General features: G+C 41.3%; 15 protein-coding genes. 9 read left to right on the top strand and 6 right to left on the bottom strand.

Annotation, left to right across the window (positions count from 1 at the left end; genetic code table 11):
* Positions 1-465: hypothetical protein (locus tag L1D51_RS16870; RefSeq protein ID WP_239964265.1), on the bottom strand; the 465-nt coding region annotated here is incomplete at its 3' end.
* Between the two features lie 153 nt (positions 466-618).
* On the opposite strand from L1D51_RS16870, the gene L1D51_RS16865 reads away from it, so the two are divergent.
* Positions 619-1635 carry a DUF5924 family protein gene (locus tag L1D51_RS16865; RefSeq protein WP_055021526.1) on the top strand — a complete coding sequence of 339 codons (1017 nt, stop codon included), beginning with the start codon at positions 619-621 and terminating at the stop codon, positions 1633-1635.
* A 120-nt stretch (positions 1636-1755) separates the two neighbouring features.
* Here L1D51_RS16865 and L1D51_RS16860 read toward each other — a convergent pair whose 3' ends face one another.
* Both L1D51_RS16860 and L1D51_RS16855 read right to left on the bottom strand, forming a co-directional pair.
* Entirely contained in the window at positions 1756-2250 is a 495-nt protein-coding gene (locus L1D51_RS16860) for a M48 metallopeptidase family protein (RefSeq protein WP_054561768.1), read from the bottom strand.
* Between the two features lie 22 nt (positions 2251-2272).
* On the bottom strand, positions 2273-3121 hold the full coding sequence (locus tag L1D51_RS16855; protein ID WP_054561767.1) for a DUF72 domain-containing protein: 849 nt from the start codon (positions 3119-3121) through the stop codon (positions 2273-2275).
* A gap of 227 nt (positions 3122-3348) precedes the next feature.
* On the opposite strand from L1D51_RS16855, the gene aspS reads away from it, so the two are divergent.
* The 5 genes from aspS (at position 3349) to L1D51_RS16830 (ending at position 7362) form a co-directional block, all read left to right on the top strand.
* On the top strand, positions 3349-5118 hold the full coding sequence (gene aspS, locus L1D51_RS16850) for an aspartate--tRNA ligase (protein ID WP_239964263.1): 1770 nt from the start codon (positions 3349-3351) through the stop codon (positions 5116-5118).
* 109 nt (positions 5119-5227) lie between these two features.
* Positions 5228-5434, top strand: a complete 207-nt coding sequence (locus L1D51_RS16845) for a hypothetical protein (RefSeq protein WP_054561765.1) — start codon at positions 5228-5230, stop codon at positions 5432-5434.
* Positions 5431-6021 (top strand): pentapeptide repeat-containing protein, encoded by a 591-nt coding sequence (locus L1D51_RS16840; protein WP_235575466.1) that lies wholly within the window; start codon positions 5431-5433, stop codon positions 6019-6021. Before L1D51_RS16845 ends, L1D51_RS16840 begins: the two co-directional genes overlap by 4 nt.
* Positions 6022-6052: 31 nt before the next feature.
* The gene (locus L1D51_RS16835) at positions 6053-6637 is read left to right on the top strand and encodes a GNAT family N-acetyltransferase (RefSeq protein ID WP_054561764.1); all 585 of its coding nucleotides are present in this window, start codon (positions 6053-6055) and stop codon (positions 6635-6637) included.
* Positions 6631-7362, top strand: a complete 732-nt coding sequence (locus L1D51_RS16830) for an alpha/beta fold hydrolase (RefSeq protein ID WP_054561763.1) — start codon at positions 6631-6633, stop codon at positions 7360-7362. The genes L1D51_RS16835 and L1D51_RS16830 overlap by 7 nt, the downstream gene beginning before the upstream one ends.
* A 7-nt stretch (positions 7363-7369) precedes the next feature.
* Here L1D51_RS16830 and L1D51_RS16825 read toward each other — a convergent pair whose 3' ends face one another.
* The gene (locus tag L1D51_RS16825; RefSeq protein ID WP_235575465.1) at positions 7370-8257 is read right to left on the bottom strand and encodes an MBL fold metallo-hydrolase; all 888 of its coding nucleotides are present in this window, start codon (positions 8255-8257) and stop codon (positions 7370-7372) included.
* A gap of 238 nt (positions 8258-8495) precedes the next feature.
* Between L1D51_RS16825 and L1D51_RS16820 the strand changes: the two genes are divergently transcribed.
* Positions 8496-9338 carry an isopenicillin N synthase family dioxygenase gene (locus tag L1D51_RS16820; protein WP_054551580.1) on the top strand — a complete coding sequence of 281 codons (843 nt, stop codon included), beginning with the start codon at positions 8496-8498 and terminating at the stop codon, positions 9336-9338.
* Positions 9339-9510: 172 nt separating this feature from the next.
* Positions 9511-10959: a DEAD/DEAH box helicase gene (locus tag L1D51_RS16815; protein ID WP_239964260.1), complete on the top strand. Its 1449-nt coding sequence runs from the start codon at positions 9511-9513 to the stop codon at positions 10957-10959.
* 52 nt (positions 10960-11011) lie between these two features.
* On the opposite strand, the gene L1D51_RS16810 is transcribed toward L1D51_RS16815, so the two are convergent.
* Positions 11012-11764: a DUF3307 domain-containing protein gene (locus L1D51_RS16810; protein WP_239964258.1), complete on the bottom strand. Its 753-nt coding sequence runs from the start codon at positions 11762-11764 to the stop codon at positions 11012-11014.
* Positions 11761-12375: a hypothetical protein gene (locus tag L1D51_RS16805; protein WP_055021531.1), complete on the bottom strand. Its 615-nt coding sequence runs from the start codon at positions 12373-12375 to the stop codon at positions 11761-11763. Before L1D51_RS16805 ends, L1D51_RS16810 begins: the two co-directional genes overlap by 4 nt.
* Positions 12376-12531: 156 nt before the next feature.
* Here L1D51_RS16805 and L1D51_RS16800 point away from each other — a divergent pair, with 156 nt between their 5' ends.
* Positions 12532-13026, top strand: a complete 495-nt coding sequence (locus L1D51_RS16800) for a LabA-like NYN domain-containing protein (protein WP_055021532.1) — start codon at positions 12532-12534, stop codon at positions 13024-13026.
* The last annotated feature ends 131 nt before the right edge of the window (positions 13027-13157 follow it).

The following is a 13157-nucleotide window of genomic DNA, read 5'->3' as shown; positions in this document are numbered from 1 at the left end:
ATTGATAATATCTTTGTCAGGGATCCCAATTAATTTAATAGTTTCATCGTCTATTTTTTTGATTTTCGTTTTAACTGTCACTGAAGGCCCTCGAGTAAAGCTTTTCACAGATTCTGGGGAAAAGATATTTAGCTCATCTTTGATTAAATTTGTTTTATGGGTTTTAGAATCAAAGCTGATCATTATATCACCCTCGAAATCCATTTTTTCTGTGGATTCAACAGAGATAACAGAAGCCAAATCAGGGTTTTGTTTGAAATAAAATTTAAAAAAGCTTTTTGAATATGAGTTTAAATCTTTAATTGAAGTAGTTATGTGGCTATCAACTTCTAGTATTGCATCGTTTGGTAATACTGATTTTATTTTGCAAAACCATTCACCATTTAAAAAACTATAATCTTCAAATGCATTCGCAGTTGTACACTTAGAAATTAATAAAAGTATTATCAAGACTTTATACGCCATTCCATTTGTTCCTTTTAGAAAAATACTCGATGCTCGTTTGGCTTCATCAAAATACCTTACAGTTTAAAGCTTTGAACTTAAAGCTCGTTTTAAAGCCTACATTCATCCAATTTATGCTTTACTCATAAAGCCTTAAATGGATTTGATGATTACATGAATTACTTAAAAAACTTTATAACTAAATTTGTTTTCATGATGCAGAAGCGGCCGGGGTTGATGGCGGTGTTGGCTTTTTGCAGTGGTGTAGCAAGCTATGTCTTTGTTGAGCGAAAAGAATCGTTTTCGCAACTTATCTCTATTTTGCTATTAGTCACTTGGTTGTGGTTGTTAATAGATAACTGGCTAAGAGATAAAGTAGAGGAGCGTTTTGGTGTGGCGGTGTCGCCTAACGTCATGCGCTTTGCGCTGCAAGTTGTGCAGCAAGAAAGTTTGTTTTTTGCCTTACCATTTTTCTTAGCAGTGACAACCTGGGACCATGGGCAGGCCGCGTTTACCGCTTTAATTATACTTTGTGCGTTCGTTTCTGTTGTTGACCCCCTCTATTACAAAAAGCTCGCAAGACACAGTGTCTGGTTTAGTGTGTTTCATAGCTTTTCTTTGTTTGTCGTGCTGTCGGTTACCTTGCCAATTTTATTAAAGTTAACGACCAGCCAAAGTTTTGAAATAGCGCTGATCACGGCTGTTATTTTAACGATTCCAAGTCTTGGTAATTTGATGCCCAATGCTAAATGGTGGCGTTTCCCGCTGTTGGTGTTATTGCTTTGTGCATTAGGTACCGGGCTTTGGCAATTACGTAGTTTTGTGCCACCTGCGGCACTGCGTTTAACCGATATGAGCATGTCGTATCAGCTTGATGAACAAGCTCGTAAACCGCTTTCGCCAATATCAGAACTCACTGAGCAGAGCTTACATGAAAAAGGTCTATATAGTTTTAGTGCGGTAAAAGCACCGCGAGGGTTAAATGAAAAAATCTTCCACGTTTGGGTGCATAATCGAAAAGAAGTTGACCGCATAGCCTTGGATATTTCTGGTGGTCGTAAAGAGGGCTATCGAGCGTGGAGCCATAAAACGAATTTCCCTGCTAATGCTGCAGGGAAATGGGTCGTTAAAGTGGTTACCGAGTCTGGGCAGCTGATAGGGCAAAGAAGGTTTGAGGTTTCAGAAGTTTAGCTATCAGCTTTCAGCCGTCAGTTTTTAGCTGATCGAGATGGGGGATAGTTATTAGAGTTTTTGAACAACAAGAGCTCAACATTCATTCCCCAGGTTTTATGTTTTTGATAGCTGATAGTTTTAATACGGATTTTTCCCTTCACCTACCAGCACACTGAATATTCTTAAATCTAGTTCTAGTTGATGATATTGCGGCTCCATGTGGCAGCATAGTTGATAGAAAGCTTTGTTGTGGTCTTTTTCTTTAAAATGAGCCAGCTCGTGTACGACGAGTGCTTTGAGAAGTGGCTCAGGTGCTCGAAGTAGGTCGCTATTAATGGCAAGGTCGTGTTTTCGGGTTTTACCTTGCATACGGAAAGTATGGGTGCCTAAGGCATTCGTGACCATATCGCCTTGTTTTTTGAATGCAGCACGACCAAAAGGCAGGGCATTTTTAAGGTAGCGCTTTTTCAGCTCAGTGGCGTAACTGTATAAAGCTTTATCGCTGGTAATGCTATGCGCATCAGGGTATTTGCCCTTTAGGTAGTTAGCAGCTCTGTCGCCATTAAATAGCTGTAACACTTGCTCAATGATGTGAGGCGGGTAACCTTGAAAATAACGGCTGTAATCTTTCATATTTTCTCTGATAAATCGGGCGCTAAAATAAACTGCTTTGGCTTGCTTCGCGTTCACCCATAAAAGGTGCGAGCACGGGGTGATTGTAACCTAAATCTTGGCAAAACTGTCTTGCTAAAAGTGGTGACTGGCGATTATCTGCGGTATGAAAAAACAAATAGGGTGATTTTCCTTCATCAAGCCATTGCTTTACTTTTTTCAGCCATGGCTGGTAATACGACTTGTATTCATGTTCAAGACTGGCAATCACAAAGCGCAGCATAGGCTGATTTCCTGTTGCAATGGCATGCACAGGTAAATAAGGTTTTTTCTTTTGCGCATCAATGAGTGCATCGGTATCGGCGGGTACAGCAAATAAAGCGCGGGTATCCATACTGATACGGTCTATATTATTTTCAATTAATAGCTGATTTAAACGAATTTCTGCATCATCTTTTTGAAAAAAACCGGGGTGACGTACTTCTATACCGTAACTAAGTTGTTTGGGTAGTTGTGCAATAAAATTAGCAAGCAGTGGCAGTGCATCTGGTCCAAAGGCACGGGGTAGCTGCAACATAATTTGCCCCGTTTTAGCAAAAATTGGCTCAAATAAGTTTAGCCACGCATTAAGCTCACTAGTTATATTCGTCAGCTGTAATTCGTGACTAAAACGCCGATGAAACTTAAAAGTAAATTTAAAGTCTTCGGGTACCGCATCATGCCAGCGTAATAATGACTCGTGACTAGGGTCAGCATAAAAACTGGTGTTGCCTTCGACTGAGTTAAAGCATTGCGCATACTCACTGAGCATGTCGGCGCTTTTACAGTGACTAGAGAGTAAATTTCCTTTCCATGCGGTGCTAGACCACTGCGGACAACCTAAATACAGCATTAAATCAACCAATAAATTTAAACTTTAGCTAGTGTATCAAAAGAAATGTTTGCTCAGAAGTTGGGGTATATATTTAGCCCCCGACAGGCACTGCTGGCACTCGCATTTTGCGATGGTTTGGGTATAATGCTCTGCCTTAAATGATTACTTTGTATAGTGGCTTTTGCTCTCAAAATAGCGAACTCTTAAGAGCAGGCGGCTATAAGTCTTTAACTGACAGGAATACTATGCGCTCTATATATTGCGGACAGCTAAATAAATCTCACGTAGATCAAGAAGTTGAACTATGTGGTTGGATCAACAAACGCCGTGACCTTGGTGGCCTTATCTTCGTCGATTTACGTGACAGAGAAGGTTTAGTACAAGTTGTTTTTGATCCTGAAGTAGAAGGATTAATGGATACTGCGAATAAACTACGTCAAGAGTTTTGTGTGCAGTTAAAAGGTGTTGTTCGCGCACGCCCTGATAGCCAAGTAAATAAAGACATGGCAACAGGTGAAGTTGAAATTTTAGGCACAAGCTTAACTATCATCAACCGTTCAGAGCCATTACCACTTGATTTTAATCAGCAAAACTCTGAAGAGCGCCGCTTAAAATACCGTTACCTAGATTTACGTCGTCTTGAAATGAGCGACCGTATCAAACTTCGTGCAAAAGCGAGCAGCTTTGTGCGTCGTTTCTTAGATGACAACGGTTTCTTAGATATCGAAACACCGGTACTAACAAAAGCAACGCCAGAAGGTGCGCGTGACTACTTAGTACCTAGCCGTGTTCACAAGGGTAGCTTCTACGCTTTACCTCAGTCACCACAGTTATTTAAACAATTATTAATGATGTCGGGTTTTGACCGTTACTATCAAATTGTTAAATGTTTCCGTGACGAAGATTTACGTGCTGACCGTCAGCCAGAATTCACACAAATCGATTTAGAGACGTCATTCATGAGCTCTGATGAAGTGCGTGCAATGACTGAGAAAATGATCCGCGAAATGTGGCAATCAATATTAGACGTTGACTTAGGCGACTTCCCAGTAATGCCATACAGCGAAGCAATGAGTTTATATGGTTCTGATAAACCAGACCTACGTAACCCAATGCAACTTGTAGACGTTGCTGATTTAGTAAAAGACGTTGAGTTTAAAGTATTCTCTGGTCCTGCTAATGACGAAAAAGGCCGTGTTGCTGTATTAACTGTACCAGGCGGTGCTGAGCTTTCTCGTAAACAAATCGACGATTACACTAAATTCATCGGTATCTATGGCGCGAAAGGCCTAGCATGGATGAAAGTGAACGACCGTGCAGCGGGCGTTGAAGGTGTACAGTCACCAATCGCTAAGTTCTTAAACGAAGAAGTGATCAACCAATTACTTGAGCGTACTAACGCACAATCTGGCGACATCATTTTATTTGGTGCTGACAAGCGCAACGTTGTAAACGAAGCAATGGGTGCGCTACGTCTTAAGATTGGTGTTGATTTAGGCATTACTGATCTAGATAGCTGGAAACCATTATGGGTTGTTGACTTCCCTATGTTCGAAGAAGACGACGAAGGTACATTGCATGCGGTTCACCACCCATTCACTGCACCGAAAGGTATTTCTCCTGAAGAGCTTGAAGCAAACCCAGCTGGTGCACTATCAGATGCATACGACATGGTATTAAACGGCTACGAAGTTGGTGGTGGTTCGGTACGTATTCACAATGCAGAAATGCAAGAAACAGCATTCAGAATTTTAGGTATCGAAGCGCAAGAGCAACAAGACAAGTTTGGTTTCTTACTTGATGCACTTAAATACGGTACGCCACCGCATGCAGGTCTTGCGTTTGGTCTTGACCGCTTAGTTATGTTGTTATGCGGTACTGATAACATTCGTGACGTTATTGCTTTCCCTAAAACAACTCAAGCATCATGTTTATTAACAGATGCACCAAGCAAAGCAAATGCAGATGCATTAACTGAGCTTGCTATTGATGTTGTAGCGAAAGACGCTGAATAATTCATAATAACCTGAATTATAAGACTTAATGAATAATAACCCTAAGGTGTATGCCTTAGGGTTTTTTTGTGCTTAAATGAATATTTAGTATGTTCTTCAAGGAGAGAGAATGAATATCAGTGCAACTTTAATCGGGCAAATAATTGTTATTTTAATTCCTGTGTTTGCCGCTATCAGCTATTACTTAGGTAAGCGCAAAACCTCAACACCAATCGTAGTGGCCGTTATTGGTGGGTTACTAGGGCTAATTCCATTGTTTGGTCTTATTTTTATTGCAGTACTTGCGCTTAAACAAGATATTGAGACCACCGCGTGATCGCAAGCCATTCCCTTTATTTTGAACACACCTTTGAAGCAAACCTTGCAGGGCAAACATTTTCGCATTGCGAATTTGAGCAATGTGAATTTATCGACTGTGACTTTAGCAATAGTCAGTTTGAAAACTGTCGGTTCATAGAGTGTGAGTTTAAAAACTGTAATTTAGCTGCCCTTGGGCTTAGGTACACCTCGCTTGAAGAAGTAAGCTTTAAACAGTGTAAATTAACCAGTGTTCGTTTTACTGATGTTGATTGGCCGTTACTCGCCAGCCGTGCTCCAGTGAGTTTTGTTGGCTGTGAACTTAGCCACAGCAGCTTTTTTGAACTTAGTTTAAAAGCTTTAAAAATGCGTAGCTGTTTTGCCAAAGATGTTGATTTTAGACATGCAGATTTATCTTCAGCTGATTTTACTGATACGGACTTTCGTGACAGCTTGTTCCAACAAACCAACCTCAGTAAGGCTAACTTTATTGGTGCCAGCCACTTCGCCATTGATATAACAGCTAACAATATCAGTAAGGCCAAATTTGAACGTTATGCCGCTTTGGATTTATTAGCAGGGCTCGATATAGAGCTGGTGGATTAAATATTATTGCTACTTAAGGTTAAGAAAAGTTATGGATTTAAGTCCCATCACCTTAGAAGGTCAATTTGTTAAATTAGTGCCGTTAACGCTTGAGCACCGTGATGCTCTAGTTAGCGCCGCTTCAGATGGAAAGCTTTGGGAGCTTTGGTTTACCTCGGTGCCTAATGAAGAACGTGTTGACGATTATTTAAGTATGGCGTTTGAACAACAGTCACTTGGTCGCGCATTACCATTTGCTGTCATCGATAAACACACCGATGAGGTGATAGGCTCAACTCGCTTTTGTAATATCGACAGTAAAAACCGCCGTTTAGAAATTGGCTATACATGGTATGCCAAGCGTTTTCAGCGTACTGGGGTTAATACTGATTGTAAAAAACTGCTGCTGAGTTATGCATTTGAAACACTTAATGTGATTGCTGTTGAGTTTCGTACCCATTGGCATAATCAGGCTTCGCGCAATGCTATTGCTCGCTTAGGGGCGAAACAAGATGGGGTGCTTCGTAATCACCAAATAATGGCTGATGGATGCGTACGCGACACCGTGGTGTTTTCAATTATTGATGGTGAGTGGCCTATGGTTAAACGTAGCTTAGAATTCAAATTAGCATGTTAAATATTAAAAAGGCGGCGCTATTGCTCGCTTTAACGCTTTGCGGGCAAACAGCCTTTGCAAATCAAACAGAGACACTGTTTGATACTGAGCGGGCACGCCATATTCCGGTGACCATTACAGCAGCCGATAGCAAATGCACGATAAAGAAGAAATGCCCCGTGGCGTTTATTGGGGCAGGCTATGGTATGGCACATACAGACTATCAATTTGCTCAGCAGGCCTTTCATCAGCATGGTTATTTAACGGTTGAAGTTGCTCATGAGTTAAAAGGTGATCCGAGTTTAAACCCTGAGCCACCATACATGACTACCCGTATGGAAAACTGGCACCGTGGTGTGCAAACCCTTGAGTTTTTAGCCGTAGAACTTGCAAAGCGTTACCCTGCGTATGACTTTAATCAGCTCACTTTATTTGGGCACTCAAATGGGGGAGATATTGCAGCATTATATGCCGCTATTTATCCCGCTAAGGTGTCTAAGCTGATCACCCTTGATCATCGCCGTATGCTGACCCCAAGGAACAAAAATATTGCTGTACTGACACTACGCGGTAGCGATTACCCAGCAGATGACAACGTATTGCTAACGCCGCAAGAGCTCGCTGTATACCCAGTGACGCAAATTAAGCTTAAAGATTCGCGCCATAACGATATGTATGATGGTGGCCCAAAATCGCTTGTTGCACGTATGAGTGAAGAACTTAACGCGTTTTTATCTCGCTATTGATGCTCAGTTAAAACTGAGCATCAATGTCGCTGCGAAAATTAAAATAACCCATCTCGACAAGGTTGTTATACACACCCTCAATATTCAGTGGTAGCCATTGCTGGTACATTTTTAAATGGCTGTATTTAGGCAAGCTTATTTCTTTTTGTAAGGTCGCAAGGTTTTTACCTTTTAACATGCCATCGCGCACGGCAGTGTGTAAGTCTTGAATATAGTGTAAGTACGAGACAACATCATCGCGGTTGCCAGTATCTGCATGGCCACCTATAAATGCAGCAAACGCAGGTTCATTTAGCACCGCTTTGGTTGAATGCAGCATGCCGTTAATATCGTAACCAATCAGGTTTTTATATGGCATGCGGCCAAGCACAATCCAATCAACAACATAAAGTACGTTGGCAGGCATAAAGCGCATACTGACATTGCCTCGGCCATTATTAGGCCCATAATATTTCAGCTGCACGTAACTATCACCTAAATCGACTTTTAGTGTATCGGTAAATGTAAGATCAGGCAGGGCAGTAGGCACTTTATTTAATTTAAGGTCCTCAGCTGCAAATTGATGAGCAACGACCGTGGTGTTGTTATCGATTAGCTCATTACCGCCCATCGCATGGTCAACATGGCTATGGCTGTACAGCATAAATTTGATTTCGGCGTTAAAGGTTTTCTTGATATAGCTTTTTAAGTATTTTGCGGCATCGCTATTAATAGGATCAGTCACTAAGGCCTGGTTATCAACAATCATAAAAGCGCTGTGATAATGGCCAGCACTAAAGCGATATACGTTGTCTTTAATATTTTCGACTTTATAGTTTGCTTGTTCTGCACAGATGGCCTGATTGGTTACAAGTATCAGCGCACTGAAAAGTAAGATTTGCAGATTTTTGAACATTAGCGATCCTTTTGCGTTGAAATGTGTCTAATTAACCATATCAAAGTTTAGGTAATAGTACATATTATACTACTTAAGGGGTTAGTTGATCTGTATCAAAGTTAAGGAGCTAAGCAAGGTGGGGCGGACATAAGTCCTTATGTTTTTGCCTGTGTTTCTCTATCCTCGCGAAGCGCTATAATGAAGAAATGCTATGCTTAGCACAGACTTCTAGAACCTTATTCACTGGAAAAGACAAATGCAACATTTACCTACCGTTGATTATAAAGCGAGCGATGCGGCCGCTCAATTTGTTGAGTCACTAAGAAACACAGGTTTCGGTGTATTAAAAAATCACCCAATCCCTCAGTCATTAGTTGAGTCTATTTACAAAAATTGGCAAGAATTCTTTAATTCTGAGCAAAAGCACGAGTTTTTATTTTCAAAAGAAACACAAGATGGTTACTTCCCACCATCAGTGTCAGAAGTTGCAAAAGGCTTTACCGTTAAAGATATTAAAGAGTATTACCACGTTTATCCAAAAGGCCGTGTTCCAGCACAGCTAGAAGAAGAAATCCGTGAGTACTACCGTTTAGCGAATGAGTTTGCAGCAACATTATTAAGCTGGGTTCAAGCTGAAGCTCCAGAAGAAGTGCGTGCTAAGTTCTCTATCGACCTTAAAGATATGATTGCTAACTCTGAGCAAACACTCCTGCGTATTCTGCATTACCCTCCAATGACAGGTGATGAAGAGCCAGGTGCAATCCGTGCAGCAGCGCATGGCGATATTAACTTACTAACTGTATTACCTGCGGCAAATGAGCCAGGTTTACAAGTACAAAAAACAGATGGTGGTTGGTTAGACGTACCATGTGATTTTGGTAACCTGATCATCAATATTGGTGACATGTTACAAGAAGCGTCAGGTGGTTACTTCCCATCAACGATTCACCGCGTGATCAACCCAACGGGCAAAGCGTCAACGAAATCACGTATTTCGTTACCACTATTCTTACACCCGCGTCCTGATGTTGTGCTTTCTGAGCGTTACACAGCAGACAGCTACTTACAAGAGCGTTTACGCGAACTTGGTGTTAAGTAAAGATAGGTTATAAGAATAAAGCGGCATTTGAGCCGCTTTTTTTATGTCTTAAATTTGTCTGCTAAGTTCAGCATTAAGTGTCAGTTTGCAAATAATTCCATGCATTATTGACTATCCTAGGTATAATGCGCGCACTTCGCCGTATCGGCTGAATTTTTTAAAGAGAGATAGTATGAGTTTTGATGGGTTAGGTTTATCACCAGCTTTAGTAAATGCAGTTTTAGAAAAGGGCTATGAAGCACCAACGCCTATTCAATCACAAGCTATCCCTGCGATCATTGAAGGCCGCGATGTTATGGCCGCTGCGCAAACTGGCACAGGTAAAACAGCAGGTTTTACGCTGCCGTTAATTGAGCGTTTGTCAAAAGGCCCTAAAGCGGGAGGCAACAAAGTACGCGCATTAGTATTGGCACCAACCCGTGAGCTGGCTTTACAAGTAAGCGAAAATGTTGAGCAATACGCTAAACATTCAAATGTTAGCTCATTTGTTGTTTATGGCGGCGTTAAAATTAATCCGCAAATGATGCGCCTTCGTAAAGGTGTTGATATTTTAGTTGCCACGCCGGGTCGTTTATTAGATCTACACAATCAAAATGCTGTTAAGTTTGATGATTTAGAAGTGCTGATCCTTGATGAAGCCGACCGTATGCTTGATATGGGCTTTATTCATGACATCAAACGTATCATTGCTAAATTGCCCGCTAAACGTCAAAACTTGATGTTCTCAGCGACTTTCTCAGATGAAATTCGTGAACTTGCAAAAGGGCTCATTAACGACCCCGTTGAAATTTCAGTCGCGGCAAAAAACACCACAGCTAAAACGGTTGCTCAATCTGTTTATGCGGTAGATAAATCACGTAAAACAGCATTACTTAGTCATTTGATCCGTACCAATAATTGGCAACAAGTATTAGTATTTTGCCGTACCAAGCATGGTGCAAACCGTTTAGTTAAGCAGCTTGAACGCGATGATATTGTGGGTGCTGCCATTCACGGGAATAAATCGCAAGGCGCTCGCGTTAAAGCACTCGAAGGCTTTAAATCCGGTGAAGTGCGCGTATTAGTAGCAACCGACATCGTTGCTCGTGGCCTAGATATTGTTGAGCTACCTCACGTTGTTAACTACGATTTACCGAATATTTATGAAGATTACGTTCACCGTATTGGCCGTACAGGCCGAGCAGGTGCATCGGGTCATGCTATATCGTTTGTAACAGCAGATGATGCCGACGATTTGTATGGTATTGAGCGCTTTATTGGTGAGCTTATTCCACGTGCAACCGAAGCAGGTTTTGAGCCAAGCAAACCAGTTGCTGAAAAGCCACTAGATACGCGTCCAATCAAGCCGAAAAAACCAAAGAAACCGAAAAAGCCAAAAGCACCAGCTCAAGACGGTCAAGGTGCAGCAAAACCCTCACAAAAGCTAAAACCTAAATCGCAAAAGCGACCTTCACAAGGTAAGTGGCAGGGTAAGGGTAAAGAGCAGGGCCAAAACCAAAAAGGCGCTAACAGCGGGAATAAATCGAATAACACTAAACCAGCAGGTAATAAACCTGCGGGTAATCGTCAGCGTGTATCGGGACCATCTCGCCCAAGACGTAAACCCGCTGCGGATAGTTAATAACAGTAAAAACAAAAAACGCGCAATTGCGCGTTTTTGTTTTTCTAAGCGATTAAACGAGTTTAATGCAATATAAGGTGGCGACACCAATAAAGAGTGTCACGGTGACACTTAACAAAGTGCCCAGCATGACATATTCAGTGAGTTGTTTTTCGCTACTTTCTTTTAAATCACCAAATCGGAAGATAGACTTGGCCGCTAGCAGAAAGCCCACGCCGCCGTATTCACCTAGCAAGATAAAGCTCAACATTAACACTCGCTCGAGCAAGCCTATAAAATGCCCCGCAGCAGGAATACTGCCTTCATTGTTTATCTGAATATTGATTTTCTCCAGCATCATGCGAATAAACACAGAGCTTGGGTTGAGCACCAATAAATAAGCTGCAATAACAAACAAGGTTTCGAGGGCAATCAGCTTCTGCCACGCTAAGCTATAAAATTCATTCTTATCACTAAGCCAAACGCTCAGTATTACAATCACAACAAGATGCGCCAACTGGTCGAGTAAAAACGGCACTACGCCTTTATTTGAATATGACTTTGCCAAGTCAATGACATAGTGGCTTAGCATAATCGCACCAGCTGCTATCAGTACACGAGAGAACTCTTGCCAGCCGTATGTGTATTCCCACAGTGTGAGCACAGCTAAAGAGGTCACGCCGTGTGTTAATACGTGCAAATAGAGTTTACTGGCACGAAAGTGACGGTTGTTTCTGTCGTGTACCCAGCTCATTGGCTGCCAATAAAAGTCTGCAAGTAAGTGGCCCAATACTAATGCGGTGAGTAATAGAGCAAAACTGGTCATAACAATCCTTTGAGTGTGGTTTGGCTGTAATTTATAAAGCGCTCGATAAGTTGATAATGTGCTAGGTTGAGTAACTTAGTGACATTCTCTCGGCTAGTATTAAGCTCTTTGGCAAGCTCAGCATGGCTATTGTTCTCGGCGGTTAAATAATAAAACAGGGCATTAGCCTGCTTTTGACTCATTTTTTCAAGCAGGACTTCGACAAGCGCAATATTAAGCGCAAAGCCTTCTTCAAGGGCGTTATTTTCAATATTTAACACTAAGCGTTGCTGGCCGATGTTATCTAAACCACGGCCAGATAAGGTATAAGCACTGCCTGTGGCTGTTTTAATATCGGCGCGGGGGTTGTCTAGTGAGCCAATAGCCAAGCTTTGTCGCAGCTCGTAATTGGCTGCTTTCATTTGCAAATACAACAAGATGGCTGCATGACATACAAGCTCAGGCTCTGTTAGCTGTATTTGCAATGCATCGCCACGGTAAATGGTAAAGCTTGCATTAAAGCGTTTAGCAACAAAGCGCAAGCTTTGATCAAGCTGATAAAGCATAGCGTCGTATTCTTGTTGTGGAATTTTTTGTGATTTAATTAAATCACCGCTGATCACCGCAATCATTATGATCCCTTAGATTAAGTAACTTAATTTAGTTACATCGCGATAAGTAACCAAATTTGGTTACTTTGTTTTATGTAACCAATTTAGGTTACTTTTTCGTAAATATCAACCTAGATATGCTACAGTGAACACAAATCACTAAAGAACAGAAAAATTATGTCAGTAGTTGATAAGCCAAGAGTCGGTATTTTTGTAGATGTACAAAACATTTATTACACCTGTAGAGAAAGCTACAAGAAAAACTTTGACTACAATGCCTTTTGGGCGCAAATGAGCGAGCGCTACCAAATCGATTGCGCCATTGCGTATGCAATATATCGTGGCGATGAAAAGCAATCGCAGTTTCAAAATATTCTGCGCGCAATTGGCTTTGAGGTGAAACTGAAACCTTTTATTCAGCGCAAAGATGGCAGTGCGAAAGGGGATTGGGATGTTGGCATTACCATTGATATGCTAGAGCATGCCAAGCAGCTCGATAAAATGGTATTGCTTTCGGGTGATGGTGATTTTGCCTTATTACTTGGTCACTTAGCGAATAAGTATCTGCTACCGTGTGATGTCTATGGGGCAGAGCACCTTACCGCTGATATTTTAAAGCAAGCTGCTGCTGAATTTCATTGTATTGATGATTCACTGCTACTATCAAAGTAAAAAAATATTCCTATAAAAATAAAATGTTTAACTAAAGTATTATTTCGGCTAAGCTAACATTAGCTACACTTGATGATAAATAAAGGAATAGTCACGCACAACGCACTAAATTATGCAAAGAAGCATAAATA

Origin of the sequence: Pseudoalteromonas shioyasakiensis, from assembly GCF_022398475.1 — a bacterium.
In the GTDB taxonomy this organism is placed as follows: domain Bacteria; phylum Pseudomonadota; class Gammaproteobacteria; order Enterobacterales; family Alteromonadaceae; genus Pseudoalteromonas.
The sequence above is the reverse complement of the archived record's forward strand: the minus strand, read 5'-3'. Positions and strand labels throughout refer to the sequence as shown.